The organism is Paraburkholderia madseniana, from assembly GCF_009690905.1.
In the GTDB taxonomy this organism is placed as follows: domain Bacteria; phylum Pseudomonadota; class Gammaproteobacteria; order Burkholderiales; family Burkholderiaceae; genus Paraburkholderia; species Paraburkholderia madseniana.
On sequence record NZ_VOSW01000057.1, the window covers coordinates 22,699 to 43,186 of the forward strand.

22 protein-coding genes are annotated in these 20,488 nt (G+C 61.6%); 7 read left to right on the forward strand and 15 right to left on the reverse strand.

Annotated features, from left to right (window positions below; genetic code table 11):
- Window positions 1-61: 61 nt before the first annotated feature.
- The gene (locus tag FSO04_RS27145) at window positions 62-529 is read left to right on the forward strand and encodes an Lrp/AsnC family transcriptional regulator (RefSeq protein ID WP_054039235.1); all 468 of its coding nucleotides are present in this window, start codon (window positions 62-64) and stop codon (window positions 527-529) included.
- Between the two features lie 65 nt (window positions 530-594).
- Window positions 595-828, forward strand: coding sequence for a hypothetical protein (locus FSO04_RS27150; protein WP_054039234.1), 234 nt, complete (start codon window positions 595-597; stop codon window positions 826-828).
- 244 nt (window positions 829-1,072) lie between these two features.
- On the opposite strand, the gene FSO04_RS27155 is transcribed toward FSO04_RS27150, so the two are convergent.
- Both FSO04_RS27155 and FSO04_RS27160 read right to left on the reverse strand, forming a co-directional pair.
- The gene (locus FSO04_RS27155) at window positions 1,073-2,545 is read right to left on the reverse strand and encodes a carbohydrate porin (RefSeq protein WP_154564399.1); all 1,473 of its coding nucleotides are present in this window, start codon (window positions 2,543-2,545) and stop codon (window positions 1,073-1,075) included.
- 599 nt (window positions 2,546-3,144) lie between these two features.
- A complete protein-coding gene (locus FSO04_RS27160) occupies window positions 3,145-3,339 on the reverse strand; it encodes a hypothetical protein (RefSeq protein WP_154564323.1) in 195 nt (64 codons plus the stop codon).
- A gap of 393 nt (window positions 3,340-3,732) precedes the next feature.
- Here FSO04_RS27160 and FSO04_RS27165 point away from each other — a divergent pair, with 393 nt between their 5' ends.
- Window positions 3,733-3,876, forward strand: coding sequence for a hypothetical protein (locus FSO04_RS27165; RefSeq protein WP_154564325.1), 144 nt, complete (start codon window positions 3,733-3,735; stop codon window positions 3,874-3,876).
- 136 nt (window positions 3,877-4,012) lie between these two features.
- Window positions 4,013-5,689: an NRAMP family divalent metal transporter gene (locus FSO04_RS27170; protein ID WP_154564327.1), complete on the forward strand. Its 1,677-nt coding sequence runs from the start codon at window positions 4,013-4,015 to the stop codon at window positions 5,687-5,689.
- Between the two features lie 64 nt (window positions 5,690-5,753).
- Here FSO04_RS27170 and dhaK read toward each other — a convergent pair whose 3' ends face one another.
- From dhaK to FSO04_RS27220, 10 genes are all read right to left on the reverse strand, one after another.
- The gene (gene dhaK, locus FSO04_RS27175; protein ID WP_168435865.1) at window positions 5,754-6,743 is read right to left on the reverse strand and encodes a dihydroxyacetone kinase subunit DhaK; all 990 of its coding nucleotides are present in this window, start codon (window positions 6,741-6,743) and stop codon (window positions 5,754-5,756) included.
- Between the two features lie 14 nt (window positions 6,744-6,757).
- On the reverse strand, window positions 6,758-7,390 hold the full coding sequence (gene dhaL, locus FSO04_RS27180) for a dihydroxyacetone kinase subunit DhaL (RefSeq protein ID WP_154564329.1): 633 nt from the start codon (window positions 7,388-7,390) through the stop codon (window positions 6,758-6,760).
- A complete protein-coding gene (locus tag FSO04_RS27185) occupies window positions 7,387-8,433 on the reverse strand; it encodes an ABC transporter ATP-binding protein (RefSeq protein WP_154564331.1) in 1,047 nt (348 codons plus the stop codon). Before FSO04_RS27185 ends, dhaL begins: the two co-directional genes overlap by 4 nt.
- Window positions 8,426-9,529 carry an ABC transporter ATP-binding protein gene (locus FSO04_RS27190; RefSeq protein ID WP_154564333.1) on the reverse strand — a complete coding sequence of 368 codons (1,104 nt, stop codon included), beginning with the start codon at window positions 9,527-9,529 and terminating at the stop codon, window positions 8,426-8,428. The genes FSO04_RS27185 and FSO04_RS27190 overlap by 8 nt, the downstream gene beginning before the upstream one ends.
- A gap of 4 nt (window positions 9,530-9,533) precedes the next feature.
- Window positions 9,534-9,728, reverse strand: a complete 195-nt coding sequence (locus FSO04_RS27195; RefSeq protein WP_154564335.1) for a hypothetical protein — start codon at window positions 9,726-9,728, stop codon at window positions 9,534-9,536.
- On the reverse strand, window positions 9,725-10,678 hold the full coding sequence (locus tag FSO04_RS27200) for a carbohydrate ABC transporter permease (RefSeq protein ID WP_154564337.1): 954 nt from the start codon (window positions 10,676-10,678) through the stop codon (window positions 9,725-9,727). Before FSO04_RS27200 ends, FSO04_RS27195 begins: the two co-directional genes overlap by 4 nt.
- A complete protein-coding gene (locus FSO04_RS27205; protein WP_154564339.1) occupies window positions 10,675-11,631 on the reverse strand; it encodes a carbohydrate ABC transporter permease in 957 nt (318 codons plus the stop codon). Before FSO04_RS27205 ends, FSO04_RS27200 begins: the two co-directional genes overlap by 4 nt.
- A 66-nt stretch (window positions 11,632-11,697) precedes the next feature.
- On the reverse strand, window positions 11,698-13,029 hold the full coding sequence (locus FSO04_RS27210; RefSeq protein WP_154564341.1) for an ABC transporter substrate-binding protein: 1,332 nt from the start codon (window positions 13,027-13,029) through the stop codon (window positions 11,698-11,700).
- 114 nt (window positions 13,030-13,143) lie between these two features.
- On the reverse strand, window positions 13,144-14,163 hold the full coding sequence (locus tag FSO04_RS27215; protein ID WP_171928806.1) for a LacI family DNA-binding transcriptional regulator: 1,020 nt from the start codon (window positions 14,161-14,163) through the stop codon (window positions 13,144-13,146).
- A 193-nt stretch (window positions 14,164-14,356) separates the two neighbouring features.
- A complete protein-coding gene (locus FSO04_RS27220) occupies window positions 14,357-14,833 on the reverse strand; it encodes an OsmC family protein (protein WP_154564343.1) in 477 nt (158 codons plus the stop codon).
- Window positions 14,834-14,942: 109 nt separating this feature from the next.
- Here FSO04_RS27220 and FSO04_RS27225 point away from each other — a divergent pair, with 109 nt between their 5' ends.
- Window positions 14,943-15,584, forward strand: a complete 642-nt coding sequence (locus tag FSO04_RS27225) for a GntR family transcriptional regulator (protein ID WP_154564345.1) — start codon at window positions 14,943-14,945, stop codon at window positions 15,582-15,584.
- 3 nt (window positions 15,585-15,587) lie between these two features.
- On the opposite strand, the gene FSO04_RS27230 is transcribed toward FSO04_RS27225, so the two are convergent.
- Entirely contained in the window at window positions 15,588-15,926 is a 339-nt protein-coding gene (locus FSO04_RS27230) for a hypothetical protein (protein ID WP_154564347.1), read from the reverse strand.
- A gap of 346 nt (window positions 15,927-16,272) precedes the next feature.
- On the opposite strand from FSO04_RS27230, the gene FSO04_RS27235 reads away from it, so the two are divergent.
- Window positions 16,273-16,992: a glycine zipper 2TM domain-containing protein gene (locus tag FSO04_RS27235; protein WP_154564349.1), complete on the forward strand. Its 720-nt coding sequence runs from the start codon at window positions 16,273-16,275 to the stop codon at window positions 16,990-16,992.
- Window positions 16,993-17,144: 152 nt separating this feature from the next.
- Window positions 17,145-19,151 carry a bifunctional DedA family/phosphatase PAP2 family protein gene (locus FSO04_RS27240; RefSeq protein ID WP_154564351.1) on the forward strand — a complete coding sequence of 669 codons (2,007 nt, stop codon included), beginning with the start codon at window positions 17,145-17,147 and terminating at the stop codon, window positions 19,149-19,151.
- A gap of 260 nt (window positions 19,152-19,411) precedes the next feature.
- On the opposite strand, the gene FSO04_RS27245 is transcribed toward FSO04_RS27240, so the two are convergent.
- Both FSO04_RS27245 and FSO04_RS27250 read right to left on the reverse strand, forming a co-directional pair.
- Window positions 19,412-19,999 (reverse strand): PqiC family protein, encoded by a 588-nt coding sequence (locus tag FSO04_RS27245; RefSeq protein WP_154564353.1) that lies wholly within the window; start codon window positions 19,997-19,999, stop codon window positions 19,412-19,414.
- Window positions 20,000-20,098: 99 nt separating this feature from the next.
- Window positions 20,099-20,485, reverse strand: coding sequence for a response regulator transcription factor (locus FSO04_RS27250; RefSeq protein WP_154564355.1), 387 nt, complete (start codon window positions 20,483-20,485; stop codon window positions 20,099-20,101).
- Window positions 20,486-20,488: the final 3 nt, after the last annotated feature.

A 20,488-nucleotide genomic window follows, 5' to 3' on the forward strand; every position in this document is an offset into this window, starting at 1 on the left:
ACGCTAATATTCCACTCCCGAGCCATGTTTTCCGCCAACGCACTGTCAACACCCCAAAGCCATGACAACCGACCTCGATAAAACAGACCGCGCGATCCTCGCCGCGCTGCAGAACGACGGCCGCATGTCGAATGCACGGCTCGCCGACATGGTCGGCCTGAGCGAGACACCTTGCGCCCGCCGCCTCAAGCGCCTCGAAAACGACGGCTATATCGATCAGTACCGCGCGATGCTTTCGCGCTCCGCCCTCGGCCTCGGCGTCGTCGCGTTCGTCTATGTGCGTTTTGCCGTGCACGACCGCGCGGTCGCCACCCGTTTCGAACGCGAGGTCCAGGCAATCCCGCGAATTCTGGCGTGCCACAACGTGTCGGGCAGCGCCGACTATATTCTGCAGGTGGTCGCGCGCGATCTCGACGATTACGGCACGTTCATGCGCGATGAGATGCGCAGCCTGCCGGGCGTGACTTCGGTGGAATCGGCGTTGTCACTCCGGGAAATCAAGGCTAACGGCGGCCTGCCGCTGTCCTGACTGCGGACGTGGCATAGTCACGCATTTGATACGGCGCGAGCCGACCAGACGAGCACGGAGTTTTCATGGATCACGAACAGGCGAGAGCCGAAGAATCAGCCGCGATGGAGCGCGTCTTGACTGCAACCACGCGGGTAAAGGCGGCCTTCGCGTCACTGCAATCGCAATTCCCACCGGCCGGCAGCGGCCAGCCTTCGCAGTTCGCGCTGCAAACGTTCGACGCTGCGTTGCAGGAACTCGAAGATGCGCAGGCCGCATTCGACGAATTGCTTGGCGATCTGCTTGACGGCAATCGGTGAGTGGCATAGCCGGTCTCTTCACTGCATAGCTGCTGCGTAGGACGCGTGCGGTGGCCGTCTTCAGTTTCCACCGAGGCGGGCGTCGCGTTATCCGGAGTGGCCGGCCGGGCTTGACCGTTAGTTGCGTATTGACGTCATGGAACTGGAATTCCCACAACGCCCCATCGCCCATCCCCCTACCCGGTCCTGCGGGCTTCAACGTGCCACTGCGTCCAGAAGCGCGTTGAAACGGCCAGCGGTCCACTCAGAAAACGATATTGGTCCGCAACCCGACGATCGCCTCGTTACCGACGCGTTGGGACGGATTGCCCGGATCCGGAATACCGCCCGCCGGCCGGGACACATATTGGAAGTCCGCCTGCAACTGCCACCACGGAGCGACCTGATACTGGTAGGTCGCCTCGACGACGGTCTCGGCGCTGCGCGACGGATAGCCCGGTGTCGTCAGCGAGGCGGTATCGCTCGCGAGCCCTTGAGCACGCGAGCCGATCTTCGCGTAACCGACGGCCAATCCGGCAACGTCGTTGTCGCGCCCTTTGAACGGCGCTTTAAGTGTTACACCCGCATTCACGCCGAGGTCCACCAGATTCCGATCACCCGGCGCGCCCATGATTCTCGCGAAGGCACCCACCGACTGCGGACTGTCCCCGCCCCGTTGCCAGACCGTCTGATCGGCCACTGCGTAGAAGCTGTAATCGCCCCGGTGACTCGCCGGCACGCCACTGCTCGCCGGATTCGCCAGCGACAAACCGGCACTGTCGAAACGCTGGTCCGCAAATTTTTGCGTGTTGTACCAGAAGCCCAGCTTGTAGGTGCCAGGCAGACCGGCTGCCTGCGTACCCGAGGGATTCGCCGCAGGCTGGTTGATGGCGTACTGCACCTCGCCGATGAACAACGCGCCGCCACGCAGATTGAAATTCGTGCCGTGGCGGTTCTGTTGCTGTGGGTCGCCCGTCTCGCTGCCCGCCGGATTGCCGTCGAAGACACCGGCCATCACAGTCCATGCATCCGAAGGCCTGGCGCGCAATCGCACGCCGAGTGACGACAGCGGATAGGCAGGGCCGCCCGCCGGCATATCGACCGACGGCAACACAGGCCAGCCGAAGGTCGCGTTGACGAACGGCGTCGCGAACTGGCTCACCATGAATTCCTGGTCGAGACTCTGCTGCCCGACCTTCAGGTCCACTTTTCCGCCGATCAGGGATTGCTGATACCAGAGCTCCCATAGCCGCGTCGTGTCCTCGGCCTCGATGCCGCTCGCGCTTTGCAGGGTCTGCAGATTCCGTTGGCTCAGATTGCTGCCGTGAATCTGCAATGCCGATACATTGAACGTGCCGCCCGGCAGTCCCACCGCTTTTTCCGTGTCGACGACGATACCGAACTGGGTCAGTCCATCGTAAGCGCCGCCTCGTTTGACGCCGCCCGACAGGTTGTTCAGATACTCGCTGGTTTCCTGCAGGTCGAAGGTCACGCCGTAGTTGCCGAGCCAGGGGCGCAGCCCGCCCATGTCGCCGAGCAGATTCGAACGTTCCCAGAGCCCGGTGGGCGCGGCAGGGGTCTGCTCAGCGGCAGACGTCTGCCCTGCGGCCGGAGACTGAACTGCGGCAGGCGCCTGATCCGAGGCGGGCACCGGATCCACTATCGGCGTCTGTGCCAGCACGGACGGCGCCACGCCGACCGACAACAGAAACGTCAGCCCGACGTGGCCGCCCGACATCCACCACCCCGCTCTTTCAGGGACTTTCTGCGTGAGACAAGTCTGAGCGCCGCGCGCGCGGCGCGCCAAAGAACGATACGACAACGATTTGACGAACATAAGCTCACTCCCATCGGGCCCGGCAAAACCGGGCGATGTACGAAGACGTGACCGGGTCTCGCAAACAATGCGATACCGATCAAACAGAGGGAGCGTGCGACTGGCAGACCGGCTGGAACCGGTCACTGAAGAAGCGCGCTAACCCGAACGGAGCGAGTTAGCGGCGAAGGAGTAATCCTGCTGCTAACTCGCGGGTACTGCGCCGGCGTAGACCGGCATCGGACTTCCACTACTAGAGCATGTGTCCACGGGGGACTCCTTTTGCTGAGACGGGCGGATTGTATTCGGCACACTTATAAAATCGCAAGTAAAAATCACACAAAAGAGATCGCACTCCGAATTTGCTGGCGAGCGCGTCATCTGCCCCCGCCGTTGCCCTATCCACCGCTGCATCCGCGCCCTTCATTCCCCTGTCCTTCCTGTCACTTCTGAAAGAATCAGCCTTGCCAGCAATAGCGAAGTGCGTTGCCGCACGCATAAAAAAAGAATATTTGCTTCGCTTAACGAAGCATGTTGACTTCTGCTTGCGGGAGTGCATAAAATTCGCCAGTCATCACAAACGGGGCCATTGCCTTGGACACCAGCAGTAGTCGATTTTCGAACAGTTTCACTGCCTGACCGGCCCGACGCCCGCGCTCTCTTTTCTCAGCCGCCGTCTCGCCAGCAGGCAGACGGTGCGCGCCGTAGTAACTCACCCCGTGCACCTTAACTAGCGCCATTCGGCCGCGCCGTGCTTACGCACGTCCCGCAACCATATGGCATCGCGTCGCGAGCATCCACTCGCGGCAGCGTTCGCTCACGCCGGTTCGATCCATTCGAATTCCGGTGCGGTCGAGCGCGTGGACGAGCACGTACTTAACGAACGCAGATTAGCAACGTCGATAAGCAACGCAGATAAACAAAACCGATAAGGAGCCGCCATGCCGGACAGTGACAGTTATCCCTTATGCCGCTCAATTGCCACGCAATTTTTCATTTGCCTGAGGAAAGCAAGCAGAGGTTCGCCGCCGCGCGCATAGTGCCGGCCGCGCTCCGTGTCTGCTGGCTTTCCGCAACCCGCGTCAAGCCATACGCACCGGAGAAATACCATGTACATCGCCGTCCTCGTACCGACCCTGCAGCAAGCGCATATTCACAGCGACGCTGCACTCGCGCTTCACAGCATCAAGCCGCACTGGCTCGCCGTGTCCTGGCAGCGCGTCAAAGCGCTCATCTCGAACCCGGCTTCGTAATTAGGCACTGTCAGCACCCGCACGCCTTCGCGATCCGCATGCGCCGCCGTCGCTCGACCCCATTCGACGACACTCGTGCTGCGGATTCCGAAGACGCGCCACTGCATACAAACCACATCTACTCAGGCGGCCAAAAATGTCCACTCCAATCAATGTCTCACCGCCACGCAGCGCCGTTCTCGACGAAGCCCATCTCGGCGACATCAAAGGCGCGCTCGGCACCATCGCGCACCACGATACCGCGCCTCGCAACAACTGGTGGGCCCGCATCCGAACGCTGCTTGCGATCCTTGGGCCCGGCCTCATCGTGATGGTCGGCGACAACGACGCCGGCGCCTTCGGCACCTACACGCAAGCGGGACAGAATTACGGCACCACCTTGCTGTGGACCATGCTGCTGCTAGTGCCCGTTCTCTTCGTCAATCAGGAAATGGTGCTGCGTCTCGGCGCCGTGACCGGCGTCGGCCATGCCCGGCTGATCTTCGAGCGCTTCGGCAAGTTCTGGGGGGCATTCAGCGTCGTCGACCTGTTCATCCTGAACGCGCTCACTATCGTGACCGAGTTCATCGGCATCACGTTCGTGCTGGATTTCTTCGGCATTTCGAAAGTGGCCGGGGTCTGCATCGCCGCCGCAGTGACAATGGCCGCAGTCAGTACGGGCAACTTCCGGCGCTTCGAGCGCTTTGCGGTCGCGCTCTGTCTGTTGAGCCTGTTGCTGGTGCCCGTACTGGTGTCGATTCATCCGCCGGTCGGCCAGATGGCGCACGACTTCCTGATTCCGAACTGGCCCGCCAATTCGAAACTGAGCGATGTGATGCTGCTCGTGATCGGCATTGTCGGCACCACTGTCGCGCCGTGGCAGTTGTTTTTCCAGCAGAGCTATATCGTGGATAAACGCATCACGCCGCGCTTCATGAAGTATGAGAAAGCCGACTTGTGGATCGGCATCGTATTCGTGATGATCGGCGCGGTGGCCATGATCTCGTTCTGCTCTGCACTGTTCGCAGGCAAACCCGAGTTCGGCAATTTCACGGATGCCGGCGGCGTGATCGCCAGCCTCGAAAAATATGCCGGCCGCACACCCGCGGTTCTCTTCGCGGTTGCTCTGCTCGACGCCTGCATCATTGGCGCGGCCGCCGTCTCGCTCTCCACCGCTTACGCAATCGGCGACGTGTTCAAGATTCGCCACTCGCTGCACCGCGGCGTGACGGACGCGAAGGGCTTTTACGTCGTCTACTTCGGCATCATCGCGGCCGCAGCGACGCTGGTCCTGATTCCCGGCAGCCCGCTCGGTCTTCTGACTGAAGCCGTGCAGACGCTCGCAGGCGTGCTGCTCCCGAGCGCGACCGTATTTCTGCTGCTGTTGTGCAACGACCGTGCGGTTCTTGGTCCGTGGGTGAACTCGAAGAAGCTCAACTTCTTTACAGGCGCAGTTGTCTGGGTGCTCGTCATGCTCTCAATCATCCTGACTGCATCGGTGATGTATCCGGACATTACCGGCGAAGCAATCATTGAAGTACTGGCCGGCGGCACGCTACTGGCCGTGGTCGGCTACGCTGCAACCGTGACGGTTCGCAGGCTGCGGCTCGCATCGACGGATACAGCGGCTTCCGCGGTCGCCCAGGCTTCCGCTGGCGAGCAGCAGTTTTCGAAAGAAGCACGCAATATGTGGCGCATGCCACCCCTGGAAGAACTGCCGGCACCGCAACTGACGCTATCCAAACGCATCTGGATGGGCGTGCTGCGCGGCTATCTGATCGTGGCGGTCGCACTCGTTGTCGTGAAGGTCGTGCAGATGACGTTGCTGCATTAAACCAATGCTGCCCGCCTGCTCACGGTTACTCCGGTGAGCGGCGGGCAAACGGCAGACCTTCGCATTACACGCCCCAGCGTAGTCCCGGCGTATGCACTGCGCTGTCCCAATGGCGCTTCATCTCATCGTCGAGCACGCACAGTGTGATCGATGCACCGGCCATCTCCAGCGAAGTCGTCAGCGCGCCTACCTGCACCCGGCCGATATTCAGCCCGCGCTGCTCGAGCCACGTACGCGTGGAATTGAAGAGCAGATACAGTTCTCCAAGCGGCGTACCACCGAGCCCATTGACGAGCACAAGTAATTCAGCATGTGCCGCCGGCTTCAGATCTTCAGCAATCGCCGTCAGCAACTCGCCCGCAATCGCGTCAGCGGGTGCGAACTTCGCGCGCCGACGCCCAGGCTCACCATGAATGCCGACACCCACTTCGATCTCGTCGTCGCCGATTTTGAACGTTAGCGTACCGGCCGCCGGCACCGTGCAACTGGTGAACGCCACACCCATCGACGCGGTGCGCTTGTTGATGCGGTCGCCAAAGGCCTTGCATTGCTCGAGATCCGCGCCGCTCTCCGCCATACTGCCAACCAGTTTCTCGACGATCACCGCGCCGGCCACGCCGCGCCGCCCTGTCGTGTAACTCGAATTCTCCACGGCCACGTCGTCGTTGATCAGCACCATTGCATTCGGCACCTCGGACATCTCCGACGCCATTTCAAAGTTCATCAGGTCACCGGAGTAGTTCTTCACGATGAAAAGCACGCCGGCACCGGTATCGACAGCCCTTGCTGCGGCCATCATCTGATCGGGTGTCGGCGACGTGAAAATCTGCCCCGGACAGGCCGCATCGAGCATCCCATAGCCGACGAAGCCTGAGTGCAGAGGCTCATGGCCAGAGCCGCCACCCGAAATCAGCGCAACCTTGCCGGGCTTCAACGCCTTGCGACGCACAAACACCGGCTCATTGTTCAGCACGACCAGGTCGCTGTGCGCAGCGGCGAACCCCGCCAGACTCTCGGCGAGAAAATCGTCCACATCATTGATGAATTTTTTCACGGTCTCTCGCTCCTTCACTCGTTATGAAGCGCCAGGCGCGCGCATACCGACGCAATCATGATCTGACTCGAACGCGCTCCCGGATCGATGTGTCCACGCGAACGTTCGCCGAGAAACGACGCCCGCCCTTTGGTCGCCAGCATATCGCGGGTAGCGAGCATGTTTTCCTCCGCGACCCGCGGCAACGCATCGCGCACCTCTTGTGATGTCGCGCCCTGTGCGGCCAGTTCGTCGAAGCGCTTCGCGACCGGGATCAGGACGTCCATCATCGTTTTGCTGCCGACGCCGGTCTTGCCGCGTTGACCGACCGCTTCGACCCCCGCGGCAAAAACGTGCGCAAAGCCCGCTGTATCCGGTGCATGCCGTTCGGAAGCTTTAGACATGCCGCTCAGCAGCGAATAGAACAATGGCCCCGACGATCCGCCCACCGTCGAGAGCACCTTGGATGCCGCGATTTCCAGCGCGGGGCCGAATGCTGCGGCTTCGATGTCCGACCTCACCGCGAGCAGGGCCTCCATGCCTCGCAGCAGATTGAAGATGTGATCGCCATCGCCGATCTGCTGGTCGAGCAAAGCGATCTCGTCGGTATGTTCCTTCAGCGACGCATATGCGGCGTCGATGCACGCCATGACCGTTTTGCCGTTCATGTCGCTATCCTCCTGCCGTCGGCTCGGAAATATAAAAGGCTGCGCGCCGGCAGCGAAACGCCGACCGATTGCCCGGGCGTGAAATTGCGCTCCGCCACTGTCGTTGCCACGACGGCGGTTCCCGCGCGATCGAGGATCAGCAGGTGCCGCAGCGGCGAATATTCGAGCACCTTCAGATTCAATGCGTCCTGTGCACCTGAAACATCGCGTTGATTCCGCGTGTCGCCGTCATGCAGCACCACGTCTTCGGGACGGATTGCCACTGTGGCCGTACCCGCCGGCATGTGCGCCGAATCGAACAGCGCCGGCGGCAGCAGGTTGATCGGCGGAGAGCCCAGCCGCTGCGCTGCACTGAGCGAAACCGGATTGCCGTATACCTCGCGGGGTGTGCCGAGCTGTACCAGACGCCCATGTTCGAGAATGCCGATACGATCCGCGAGCGTCGTCGCTTCAACCTGATCGTGCGTAACGTAAACAATCGTTGCGCCGATCGTGCGATGCAGGCGTTTGAGTTCGATACGCAACTCTTCGCGCAGCTTTGCATCGAGCGACGACAGCGGTTCGTCCATCAAAAATGCCTTGGGTTGCCGCACGAGCGCACGCCCTATCGCCACGCGCTGCATTTCGCCGCCTGAGAGGTGTGTCGCCATATTGTCGAGCTTCGATTCCATATGCAGCATCTCGGCCACCGCGTGGACTCGCGCGCGCACCTCGGTCTCGCTGCTGCGCCTTCTTGGCGAGCGCAGCGGAAAAGCCAGATTGCCGAACACGGTCAGATGCGGATAGAGCGAGTATTGCTGGAAGATAAACGCGACGTCGCGATCCGATGGATGCACGCCCGTAGCAATGGCGCCATCGATCAGTACATCGCCGGCATCCGGTCGTTCCAGCCCGGCAATCAGACGCAGCGTAGTCGTCTTGCCCGCACCGCTCGGCCCAAGCAACACGATGAACTCGCCATCATCGACGTCGATCGAAAGATCGTCGACAGCGCGGATGTCGCCAAACCGTTTCGATACATTGCGCAACTGGATTTCAGCCATGAGCCTCTCCGTATGCGGGAATCGTTTGAGCGGCGCGTGGCAGCAGGCGGCCCGATTGCGCGTCGTACAGCAGCGTGCGCTCCTTGCGAAACGACAAACCGACCGGCGATCCGGCAGGCAAACCATCGTCCTTGCCCGCCCGCACGCGCACGACGCCCAGCGCGGTCTCAATCACCAGCACCTGATGCGAGCCGAGATATTCATCGGCGATGACCTTGCCGCGCAGTGGGCCGCGCTCGTCGATCACCACATGCTCCGGGCGAATGCCAAGCAGAACACGCTCGGCCGCCGCCTCGCAACGTGGTACAGGCACTGCGGCGCCGTGAAGTTGTACCGCTTCGCTACCCGCATCGACACCGCGATCGACCGGCAGGAAGTTCATCGGCGGACTGCCGATAAAGTTGCCGACGAACACGGTGGCCGGAAAATGATAAATCTCATGTGGCGGCCCGGCTTGCAGCACTTCGCCCTTGTTCATCACGACAATGTCGTCGGCCATCGCCATTGCTTCGCTCTGGTCGTGCGTCACATAAACCGTCGTTGCCGCGAGCGCGTTATGCAGCTTGCGCAGTTCAAGACACATCAGCTCGCGGAAGTCCGCATCGAGCGTCCCAAGAGGCTCGTCCATCAGAAAAGCCTTCGGCTGCCGCACGATCGCGCGGCCGAGCGCGACGCGCTGCCGGTCACCGCCCGACAGGCCGCCCGTTTTGCGATCGAGAATGTCCTCGATGCGCAGCATGTGCGCGACCGCATCGACCCGCGTCGCGATTTCCTTGCGCGACACATGCTCGTTCTTCAGCGGAAACGCAATGTTGTTGCGCACCGTCATATGCGGATACAGCGCGAACATCTGAAACACGAACGCGATATCGCGCTGACGTGCACGCAGCGCCGTCACGTCTTCGCCGTCGATCAGAATCTGCCCTGAGGTCGGCAACTCGAGCCCGGCGATCATCCGCAACGTGGTGGTCTTGCCGCAGCCCGACGGACCGAGCAGTACGACAAAGCGTCCCGCATCGATCGTCAGACTGGTGCCGCGCACCGCGACGAAATCGTCGAAACGTTTATGGAGGTTGGCAAGCACGATGGTCGACATGGCGCTATTCCGGGAAATGGCTCGTCACGAGGAACGCAAATGCACCCACCAGAATGACCGGAAACGACCACGTGAACAGCGCCAGCGAAAACGGCTGAACCAGCATCGCCATGCCGGTGCCGATCAGCACGGTGGAGGCCGTTTCGCTATAGCTGCGGCGCAGCCAGCGCCCCTGCGTGAGAACGAAATCACGTTTCATTTGCGCACCGCTCCAAATGTGATACCGCGCAATAGATGTTTGCGCAGCACGACAGTAAAGAAGAGAATCGGCAGTACGAATAGCGTGGTCGCCGCCGCAACAGCGGGCCAGTCCTGCCCGCCTTCGCCGATGATGAACGGAATGAACGGCGGCATGGTCTGCGCATCGCCGCTCGTCAGCAAAGACGCGAACGCATACTCGTTCCACGCGAAGATCAGACAGAAAATCGCGGTTGCCGCAATGCCGGTGATTGCCTGCGGCAGCACGACTTTGACGAAGGCCTGCAGACGTGTGTAGCCGTCCACCAGCGCCGCCTCTTCGTATTCGCGCGGAATCTCGTCCATGAAGCCCTTCAGCAGCCACACCGCCAACGAGACATTCACTGCCGTATAAAGCACGATCATGCCGACATAGCTGTCGCTCAGGCCCAACGCGCGATACATCAGGTAGATCGGAATCGCGACCGCTATCGGCGGCATCATGCGAGTCGACAGGATGAAAAACAGCAGGTCGTCGGCGAGGGGTACTTTGAAACGCGAAAAGGCATACGCCGCGAGCGTGCCGAGAAACACCGCGAGGAAAGTCGAACCGAATCCGATCACGAGCGAATTGACGAAGCGCGGCAACACCTTCGACGGACCCGCGATCACCATGTTGCGCTTGCGCACGTCGCGCTCATACCAGGTTTGCGCAGGCGGCAGACTGGCGATGAATTCCGGCGTCTGCCGCGAACGGATCGTAAACAGGTTCACGTAGCCTTCCATGGACGGCTGGAACAGCACGACTGGCGGATAGGCGATCGCGTCTTCCTGGGTCTTGAAGCTCGTCAGGAAGATCCAGACCATCGGCAAGGTGGCGAGCAATGCATACGTGATGACGGCCGCGGCGGCGAAGCGCTTGGCGCGCGGCGACGACGCCACCACCGAGTATTGACTGGCAGTCGGTCTCATCGTTGTTTCACCCGGTTGAGTGCCTTCACATAGATGTTCGCCGCACCGAACACCGTCACGAAGAGAATGATGGCCAGCGCCGACGAATAGCCGGTCTGCCACTTCTCGAATGCGGCGCGCTTTAGCGTGATCGACACGGTTTCGGTTACCGAACCCGGTCCGCCGGAAGTCAGCAGGTTCACCATGTCGAACATCTTGAAGTTCTCGATGCCGCGAAACAGCACCGCCAGCATCAGGAACGGCAAGGTCATCGGCAGCGTGATCGACCAGAACTGCCGCCACGGCGTGGCGCGATCCACTTCCGCCGCTTCGTAGATGTAGTCGGGAATCGAACGCAGACCCGCGAGGCAGATGAGCATCACATAAGGTGTCCACATCCACGTATCGACCATCACGATGGTCCACGGTGCAAGCGAGACGTCGCCGATCATCTGGAACGACCCGGGAGCAATGCCCGTGAAGAAGCTGACGATATCGTTGAAAAGACCCGTTTGCGGTTGCAGCAGAAAGGTCCAGAAATTGCCCACGACGGCGGGCGAAAGCATCATTGGCAGCAGGATCAACGTGGTCCAGAAACTATGCCCGCGGAACTGCCGGTTGATCAGCAACGCGAGGCCGAAACCGAGCAGCACCTCCAGTCCGACCGACCAGAACACGAAACGCGCCGTGACTTGCATGGCGTACCAGATGTCTTCGTCGGTGAGAATATCGACGTAGTTGTCGATGCCGACAAAGTGCGCCGGCACGCTCGGCATATTCGACTTGAAATTCGTGAACGAGAGACGCAATGCCCAGATCAACGGGAAGATGTTGATGGCGAGCAGCAGCAGGATCGTCGGAAGAATGAACAGCCACGCAATGGTTCGGTCCGATAGCCCGGCCAGGCGCGTGCTCACGCGCGCCCGTGCGCCTGACTCGAGCCCAGCCGACGGAAAAGGCTTGTTTGCCAACATGCCTGACTCCTTTAAGCGGACCGGCGGCAATCCGTGCAGGCGGCGCCGGTCCAGTCGGGAAACGCGCTAGTTCTTGCCTTCGGCCTTGAAGACCTTGTTCCAGTCTTTGACCAGGAGATCGAGCGCTTCCTTGGCCGTGCCCTTATCGGCCACCACGTAATCATGCACGCGCTTTTGCATGTCGAGCAGCAGTTCGGCGTAAGCGGGCTCCGCCCAGAAGTCCTTCACGATCGCCATCGACTTCAGGAAGGCCGGTGCAAACGGGGCGCTCTTTGGGAAGTCCGGGGCATCGACCACCGACTTCGCCGCCGAATAACCGCCCAATTGCCACCATTTCTTCTGGACATCCGGCTGCGCGAACCATTTGATGTACTCGAGCGCGTCGTCTTTATGATCCGAGTACGAAACGACCGAGATGCCCTGCCCGCCCAACTGTGTGAACTGCTTCAACTCACGCGGATTGACGAAGAACCCGATCTTGTCGCCGCCGACGTTCGGGTCTTTATAGAGTCCCGGGAAAAACGCAAACCAGTTCATCTGCATCGCCACCTGGCCTGACTTGAACGCGTCGAGTCCTTCCTGCATGTACGCGTTGGTCATTCCCGGTGCCGTGCAACACTTGTAGAGCGCCTTATAGAACTCCAACCCCTTGATCGCGCCCGGTGAATTGACGAAGCCGTCCAGGTGATAAGGCTTCTTCGGGTCTTCGTATTCGAAGCCGAAGTTATAGAGCGCGTTGGTCACGCCCATCGTGATGCCTTCGGAACCGCGCTCGGTGAAGATATACGCGCCGTACACGGTCTTGCCGTCGATCTTGCGGCCCTGGAAGAACTCGGCGGTTTGCTTGAGCTCATCCAGCGTGGTGGGTGGTTCGAGTTCGCGTTTATATTTTTGCTTGAACTCCGCGCGCAACTCCGGGCGCGCGAACCAGTCCTTGCGATATGTCCAGCCGACCGCGTCGGCCATTGCCGGCAATGCCCAGTAGTTCGGCGTATTCTTCGGCCACTCCGAATAACCGACCACGGTCGCCGGCACGAAGTCGTCCATCGATATCTTGTTCTTCACGAAGAAATCGTTGAGCTTGACGTAGTGCCCATTAACCGCCGCGCCGCCAATCCACTGGCTATCGCCGATGATCAGATCGCATAGTTTGCCATGCGAATTAAGTTCATTGATGAAGCGGTCGGCGTAACTGGTCCACGGCACGAACTCGAACTTCATCTTGATGCCGGTCTTGCTCGTGAAATCTTTCGACAGTTCGACGAGTGCGTTGGCTGGATCCCATGCCGCCCAACATAATGTCAACTGCTTGCCCTGCGCCTGCGCGCCCGTCGCCATGCCGAATCCCAGCGATACGATGGCTGCCGCCACTACCCTTGCTGACGTAAGACGTAACATGTGTCTTCTCCTTGTCTTTCTCGGGTCTCCAACCTGATATGGAACAGCGCCCATGCGCCGGGCACCGCGTTTCGGCTCCAGCGGATTCAGACGGCAATCCGCGTGTCGCGAGCTTCAGGCATGCGCATTCTCACGAAGATAAATTCGGGTTTCCGGCGTTGGGATGGCGAGCGCGCCACGCACGTCGTTAAGAAAATTAATCGCGGCAAGGCCGGCCCAGTGCACGATGCCTCGCACGTCCTGATCGAGAATCACATCGATCGCGCGTTCGGTGAGCTGGCTGCGGGTCTCCGCGGTGCATTCATGGCCGATCACAATCAGACGGGCCTTGTCGCCGGATTCCTGCAATGCCGCGGCAATCCCGGAGATGCCGCCGCCCGTTGCATAGACGCCGACCAGATCCGGATGGCGTGCCAGCAAACCCTGAGCGGCGAGACCCGCACCGTCGTCGTCTTCTGCGAAATCGGGCTCGGCGATCCAGCGCAGATTGCGAAAGTCCTCTTCCAGAACCTGCGAAAAACCAGTGCGCCGCTCCAGTTGATCATGCAGGCGTGACGAGGCGGAAAGCACCGCCACCGTGCCAATGCGGGAACCGAGAAATCTGCCCATCAACAAACCGGCCGTACGACCGGCGACCCGGTTATCGACGCCGACATACGCGGCGCGGCGGCTCGACGGCAGATCGGAGAACACCGTGACGACAGGCACGTTCGCCGCGCTCATGTCTTCGATCAGACGTTCTACCCATGGATAGTCGAGCGGCACGAGCACGAGCGCGTCGTAGCTGGCCACCTGTTCGGCGAATGTGGCCGTGTCGCGCTGACTGGAAAAATCGCAGCGATAGAACGAAGGGATGATGCGGTGTTCGCGAAAGAAGCTGGCGGAGAGCGCGATACCGCGCTCGACATGATCGAGAAAGCGCGAGTTGATCTGGGGAAGCACAAAGGCGACGCGAAACGAACCGGCCTTCGCCGGGCGGCCGCGACTCGCGCGTTCGTCGCGCAGCGTGGCCAGCGCAAGGTGAACGCGCTCGGCAGTTTCCGGACGCACGGCCTGATCGTCGCGCAACACACGATCGACCGTGGCCACGCTAACGCCCGCACGACGCGCAATCATCATACGTGTAGCCGGCATGTGTCTCCTCCGGTGCCGAGCCAGAAGTCGTTTTGTTTTATGAAGGTAGCTTTTTCTGTACGAAATGCAAGTTTTTTTACTTCGATAAATCCATCATTTTTGATGGCATGGTGCGGCGCACATGAAGGTGTGAAGCAATTGGCAATGGGATGCCGAACGCTCGCCATGCTGAATCACTTGCACCGCACAAGCGTCAGTTCCCATCCGTCTCGATAGCCGGTTCGCACAGAATCGGAAAGTTGACCGAGTTCGCGATATAGCACTTCTCATGGGCCGTATGATGCAAACGCCCAGCCAGCTCCAGGTCGCCGCCTGCCTGAATGACGACGTGCGGCCGCAGAACGATCTGTGAAAAGCGGCCCTGCTCCGGACTATCGAGCATCGTGCCTTCCGCGTTGTCGCGATAGCTCAAAACAACGATGCCCGCATCCGAACAAAGATGCAGATACCAGAGCTTGTGACAGGCGGACGCTGAGGCGACCAGCAGATCTTCCGGGTTCCACCGGTTCGCGTCGCCGAGAAATGCGGCGTCCGATGACCCGGGAATGTCAGGCTTGTTTCCCGCAGCGATGATGTGGTCTCGACCGTATTCACGGTATCCCGAGGTGCCGCTGCCGCGGTTGCCTGTCCATTGCACCGATACCGCGTATTTGTGCTCGCCGTACGCCATGCCAATCTCCTTCGCTGTTGACCCGGATTTGATTTCGCAACAGGCGCATTCTAAATGCGCGCACCCGTTTTGGTATACCATTATTCCAAACGACAGGAACTCGACGCACATGGACCACAAACTGGATTCGACGGCCGATGCCATCGCCGTCTCACTACGCGAACTGATCGCGACTGGCGAACTGGAGGATGGCGCACGGCTGGTCGAGCGCGAACTCGCCGATCGCTTCGGCGTGAGCCGGGTGCCGATGAGAGAGGCGATACAAAAGCTCGAGGGCGAAGGACTGGTTGAACTCATGCGCAATCGCGGGGCGGTCGTGCGCACCTTGACCGAGTCGGACCTGGACGAGATTTACGGCCTGCGCATCTTGCTCGAAGGCGACGCCATTTTCCACGCGGTCAAACGCATGGACAGTGAGACGTTATCCCGCGCCGAACTCGTTCATCGGCTTCTGGGAGATGCCGATACCGCGCAAAGACAGGGTGAACTGAATCGCGAATTTCATGAACTGCTATACCGGCCGTGTGCAAACAGCCGGCAATTGAAAGCGATCCGCGAGCTGCGCGCTCAGGTCGAGCGCTACGAGCGATTGCAAAGCACGCTGCTCGCCGATACACCGGCGTTCCAGGACGAGCATCTCAAGATTCTCGAAGCATGCGAGACCGGCAACGCACGCCTCGCGCGATCGATGACGGCGGAACATCTCAAGTCGGCGAAGCGCATCGTTCTGCAACTGGTTCGGGCTGAGTGACGACTACTGTCCGAACGCTTTTCCCGTCACGTTCGGTGCGCGAGGATCCGGGCTCATATTCAGGCTGGTGCCGTTCGCCCGCATGTTGTTGAGCGCCGGGCCGGATCCAGTGCCGCCGGCTCCTCCGATCGCTGGGGCGTGGCCCAGGGTGCCCAAGCCTGGCGTTGGGCTCAGCCCGGCCGCGCCCGCCCCCAAACCCGTTCCCTGCCCTGCACCATTCATCCCACCTGCCTGCAAACCGACCATACCATTGGCGTTAAGGTTTGCCGATTGAGCGCAAGCCGCGCCCGTCAGACCCATCATCAGCGCTGCGGCCAACAGGGTCTTTGTCACGATTTTCATAGCCCACTCCATCATGCCGTCGAATTGCCCGACCCATGCTCCCCGCACATCGTAGCGAGGTCGAGCCAACGACGCTCGCAAAGGAACCCGGTCAAACGGTAAGACCGCCCGCCAGCCACTTTTGTTCATCGCTGAAAGCATCCGGTTTCCAGACAGCAACCGGCGCGCGTCTGGCGAAGATTCGCCACAATCGTCTGCAGCGCTTCCTCGACGAATTTACCGACGAAATCTGACCGGCCCATCTTCGTCGGCAATTTGTACAAATGCTTACAAAGCAGCGTGCGTCTGGCGTCCACCGGCCGCGCTGCTGCCGCGTTATTGCAGGCATCTACCCGCGGAGCCCGCAATGAACACGAACCTCACCTCCAGTAATTCGCAGCGCAGCCGTATCCACCCCCTGGTCGCCGGCGCAGCAGTAGCCGTCATCCTCGCGAGCGCCACCGGCATCGCAGCGATGACTGGCCTTCTGCCTACCTCGCACGCCGTTACCGAGCCCGCGCAGCCGGCCACCACGGTCGCCGCGCAGGTTGCCAGCGCTCCGGTCGCCGCGCCCCAGGCGGCCCCGGTTCAGCAACCGGTTCAGCAGACGGCCCAGCAAACGGTCCAGCAAGCCGCACCGGCACGGCCGCGCGTGCATCACACGCACAGCACGCCCGCCGCGGAGACACCGAGGTACGCAAACAATCAGGGCTACCAGGCACCCTATGAACCCGCGCCGGCAAGGCCGGTCGCCGACCCTTATGCGGGCGAAGTCGTCGCCATCAACACGGTGCAGGCGCCTGAGCCGACCACCGGGCTCGGCGCGCTGGGTGGCGCGGTCGCCGGCGGCCTCGTCGGCAATCAGATCGGCGGCGGACGGGGCAAGATTCTCACCACCATCGCGGGCGCTGTCGGCGGGGGTCTTGCCGGCAACGGGATCGAGCACGCCGTGCGCAAGCAGACCACCTATCAGGTCCAGGTGCGTATGCAGGACGGCAGCTACCGCAACTTCAGCTACCCGACGCAGCCGGACGTTCAGATTGGCGAGCGGGTCCACGTATCCGGCGATTCGTTGACGGCTTCTTAACGGGCGAACGCGGGGCGAACGCATCTGGCGATGTGCTGACGGCTTCGTGAGATTGTGCGCCGGCATGTCGCCCGATGCCGGTTGGCAAAAATGTGGCGCAGCGCCGTGCGCGTTATGATCAACCGTTACGCCAGAACGGCTGATCGCGCACGATGGAGCACGCCTACATCCACCTTTTGCATCTGCTTGCCGGCCATCCGGCGTGGATGCTCACGGTCGTCTTTCTTGCGGCCTTCCTGGAGGCCGTCGCCGTCATTGGCACCTTCATCCCGGGCAGCACTGCGATGTTCCTCGCCGGCGCGCTGGCCGGCACCGGTTCACTGAGCCTCGGCTGGGTGTTCCTGTGGGCGATCGCCGGCGCCATCGCCGGGGACGGCATGAGCTTCTGGATCGGTGGCCGCTACAAAGACAGGATCGTCCAGTTCTGGCCGTTTCGCACCCACCCGCAGATACTCGACGCCGGCCACCGCTTCTTTCAGAAACATGGTGCCAAAGGTGTCGTGTTCGCCCGCTTCGTCGGACCACTACGAGCGATCGTGCCGGTGGTGGCAGGCATGCTGGGCATGACGCCGCTGCGCTTCTACGGCATGAATGTACTGTCGGCGCTGCTGTGGGCTCCCGCGCATATCCTGCCGGGCGTGGTCTTCGGCGCCTCGGTGCTGCTGGCCGGCGCGGTGTCGTTCCGCCTCGTTGTCATCATCGCGTTGCTGGTGGGCATCGTCTGGCTGAGCTATCGCGCGATGGAGTTCCTGGTCTCGCATGCCGGTGCGTGGTCGAGCGCGGCGGGACGCTACCTGGGAAGCTGGGCGTGCCGCCACCCAGGCCCGTTCGGCCGATTCGCGCGACGGCTGCTCGACCCCGAACAGCCGGATGCCAGCAGCATCGTGTTGACGTCGCTGGTCGTGCTCGCGGCGGGTGCGCTCTTCTTCGGCGTGCTCGATGACGTCGTCAGCGGTGATCCGCTGGTGAGCGTGGATCTGTCCGTCTATCACTTCCTGCAATCGGTGCGCACGCCATGGAGCGACACGGTCCTTGCAGGCGTGGCGACACTCGGCAGCGTCTTCACGCTGACGGCGGTGGTCGTGACCGTGGTGGTGTGGATGCTGCTCGAGCGGCGTTGGCGCGCCATCGGCTACTGGCTCGCCGCGGTCGTGTTTTCCCAATTGCTGATTTTCGCCCTGCAGTTCGCCATGCACCGCGCGCCGCCCAATGAACTCCTGTCCGACGCGTACGTGTTTCCGAGCAATCACGTCGCCGCGACGGTGATCGTCTACGGCTTCCTCGCGTTCCTGCTCGTGCGACGGGTCGGCATGCTGGAAGGTTTGCTCGTGGCGACCGCGAGTATGGTGGTCGTGATCATGGTCGCGCTCGCAGGACTTTACTTCGGCAGGTACTGGGTCTCCGACGCGATCGGCGGCGCCGCGCTCGCGTACATTTGGGTAGCCATCGTCTCGCTGACGGCGATATTACGGTATCCGGAAGTGCCGCCCTCACGCGGCTTCATGCCGGTCGTGGTTCTGGTGGTCATGCTCGCGAGCGTGGGCCTGCAACTGAGCGTCAATCCCCTGGCAGCGGCGCCGGACCACATGCCTCACCCGCAGCCCGTGCTGGTCACGCAAGCGCAGTGGACAGTGTCGCTGTGGAAAAGACTGCCATGCTATCGCTCGGACATGGGCGGCGACCACAAGGAACCGCTCACGCTGCAATGGGTGTCGAACCTCGATTCGATCAGGGGGCAACTGCGCGCCCAGGGATGGATCGAGGGCACGGACCTGTCGGCGCGCAGCCTGCTCTCGCTTGCCTCGCCGAACGTCGCGGCGACATCGCTGCCGGTATTGCCGAAGCTGAACAACGGCGTGCCTTCGTCACTGGTCCTCATGCGCCCCGGCGACACGCGCGACGAACGCGACGTCCTGCGTTTCTGGCCGAGCGGCTATGCCGTGGAGAACGGCGCGTCCGCCACGCCGCTGTGGGTCGGGTCCTTTGCGCACGAACGGCTCGCCCGGGCATCGTGGCCGATTAACATTCTGCGAGTCGACAAGGAAGAGTCATCGTTCGATGCGCACACTAGAGCAAGCGCCGATCTCGGCGCGGCGCTCGTGGCCAGGGTGAGTTGTCAAGGCGTGCCGGTGTCGCTGCTGGCCTCGCCGGTGGAATGAGCGGCGCGTTGCCGATGGTCTGCCTGGGTCTGCCTGGATGTGCGGGTTCGCCGTACCGATCAGGAAATCGCTCTGCGCTCAATCACTTGGCGGCTTTGGCCAGGACTTGTCCACAAGGATATGAACATTTTCTGTGGATAACCTGCGCTATTCGACTCGCACATGCCGGTCGACGTCCATTCGGGAGGCAGCTCGCACGAGCGTCGTACAGCCTGCATCGCAGATGCCGTCCTACGCGCGACGTCATGCTCGAGCGCCCTTCAAGGCGACGCCGGGCGGATCGCGCTGGCAATATCGCGGCTCACCGTTCCGAGCGCCCTGCTGTATGCCGCGACCACACCATCGAAGCCGGCGCCGGTGCAAGGCTCGTGGACCGTGCTTCGGCCGCTTAGCGCCGGTTTCTTCCCCGGCGACGCGACCGACCACAACACGTCAACCGTCACCGCGTCGCCAAGCGCCGCATCGAAGCGCTGGATGTCGAGTTGTACCCGGTAAGCCGACGCCGGATCGCCGCCCATCGCATAGGTGGAGACAAGCGGGACGTTCAGCAACTGCCCCAGGTCGGCGCGTACCACACGCGGGATCTGGCTTTTCAAAGGATCGGCCCAGCGGGCGAATTCGTCGATATCCACCTTGTTGTCACCGGAGCGCACCACGATCTGCGGCCGGTCGACGAGATCGGGCACGGTCACCACCGTGATCAGGACCGCAATCGGCGCTGCAGGCGGCATGTCCGTCTGCGCGGCCGCCGGGCTCAACGTGTAGAAGTCCGACTTGGGCGACGAAGCGCAACCGTACAACGCGGCGAGCGCCAACGCCACTGCTACGATTAAGGATGGGCGCATCATTTCTTATCCTCCAGCTTGCCGCGGATCAGTGCCTCTGGATGGCGCTCGAGATAGTCCGCCAGCGTGCGAATTCGCGGTACGGGCCTATGCAATTGCTCGTCAGACAGGCGGTACACCGTCGAGCGCGGCGCGCACCGTCTTCACGAACAGTTCATCGTTGAAAGGCTTGCGCAGCCAGGCAACCGTACCGGCCGCGAGCGCATGCTCGCGTACGCTGATCTCGTCGTGTGCAGTAATGAAGATCACGGGCATGCCTTTGCCGGACAAGCGCCGCTGGACTTCGAGTCCATTGAGCCCGGGCATCTGCACGTCGAGAATGACGCAGTCGGGTCGATACGACGGCATCGAGGCGAGAACGTCGAGGAACGCGTCGCCGCTGGCGAACGTTTCGGCAGCGATCCCGATGGAGCGAAGCAAGCGCTTGATCGCCCGGCTCACCGATTCATCGTCATCGACGACGACAACGAATGGTTTGAGTTTTCCCATGGA

Excerpts from the sequence above, each read along its gene's own strand:
- FSO04_RS27230 (WP_154564347.1), bottom strand. The coding sequence starts at position 15,926 with ATGAAAATCGTGACAAAGACCCTGTTGGCCGCAGCGCTGATGATGGGT.
- FSO04_RS27225 (WP_154564345.1), top strand. The coding sequence starts at position 14,943 with ATGGACCACAAACTGGATTCGACGGCCGATGCCATCGCCGTCTCACTA.
- FSO04_RS27220 (WP_154564343.1), bottom strand. The coding sequence starts at position 14,833 with ATGGCGTACGGCGAGCACAAATACGCGGTATCGGTGCAATGGACAGGC.
- FSO04_RS27245 (WP_154564353.1), bottom strand. The coding sequence starts at position 19,999 with ATGATGCGCCCATCCTTAATCGTAGCAGTGGCGTTGGCGCTCGCCGCG.
- FSO04_RS27185 (WP_154564331.1), bottom strand. The coding sequence starts at position 8,433 with ATGGCTGAAATCCAGTTGCGCAATGTATCGAAACGGTTTGGCGACATC.
- FSO04_RS27165 (WP_154564325.1), top strand. The coding sequence starts at position 3,733 with ATGTACATCGCCGTCCTCGTACCGACCCTGCAGCAAGCGCATATTCAC.
- FSO04_RS27215 (WP_171928806.1), bottom strand. The coding sequence starts at position 14,163 with ATGCCGGCTACACGTATGATGATTGCGCGTCGTGCGGGCGTTAGCGTG.
- FSO04_RS27145 (WP_054039235.1), top strand. The coding sequence starts at position 62 with ATGACAACCGACCTCGATAAAACAGACCGCGCGATCCTCGCCGCGCTG.
- FSO04_RS27200 (WP_154564337.1), bottom strand. The coding sequence starts at position 10,678 with ATGAGACCGACTGCCAGTCAATACTCGGTGGTGGCGTCGTCGCCGCGC.
- FSO04_RS27205 (WP_154564339.1), bottom strand. The coding sequence starts at position 11,631 with ATGTTGGCAAACAAGCCTTTTCCGTCGGCTGGGCTCGAGTCAGGCGCA.
- FSO04_RS27190 (WP_154564333.1), bottom strand. The coding sequence starts at position 9,529 with ATGTCGACCATCGTGCTTGCCAACCTCCATAAACGTTTCGACGATTTC.
- FSO04_RS27195 (WP_154564335.1), bottom strand. The coding sequence starts at position 9,728 with ATGAAACGTGATTTCGTTCTCACGCAGGGGCGCTGGCTGCGCCGCAGC.
- FSO04_RS27235 (WP_154564349.1), top strand. The coding sequence starts at position 16,273 with ATGAACACGAACCTCACCTCCAGTAATTCGCAGCGCAGCCGTATCCAC.
- FSO04_RS27150 (WP_054039234.1), top strand. The coding sequence starts at position 595 with ATGGATCACGAACAGGCGAGAGCCGAAGAATCAGCCGCGATGGAGCGC.
- FSO04_RS27170 (WP_154564327.1), top strand. The coding sequence starts at position 4,013 with ATGTCCACTCCAATCAATGTCTCACCGCCACGCAGCGCCGTTCTCGAC.
- FSO04_RS27155 (WP_154564399.1), bottom strand. The coding sequence starts at position 2,545 with ATGTCGGGCGGCCACGTCGGGCTGACGTTTCTGTTGTCGGTCGGCGTG.
- dhaL (WP_154564329.1), bottom strand. The coding sequence starts at position 7,390 with ATGAACGGCAAAACGGTCATGGCGTGCATCGACGCCGCATATGCGTCG.
- FSO04_RS27250 (WP_154564355.1), bottom strand. The coding sequence starts at position 20,485 with ATGGGAAAACTCAAACCATTCGTTGTCGTCGTCGATGACGATGAATCG.
- FSO04_RS27210 (WP_154564341.1), bottom strand. The coding sequence starts at position 13,029 with ATGTTACGTCTTACGTCAGCAAGGGTAGTGGCGGCAGCCATCGTATCG.
- FSO04_RS27240 (WP_154564351.1), top strand. The coding sequence starts at position 17,145 with ATGGAGCACGCCTACATCCACCTTTTGCATCTGCTTGCCGGCCATCCG.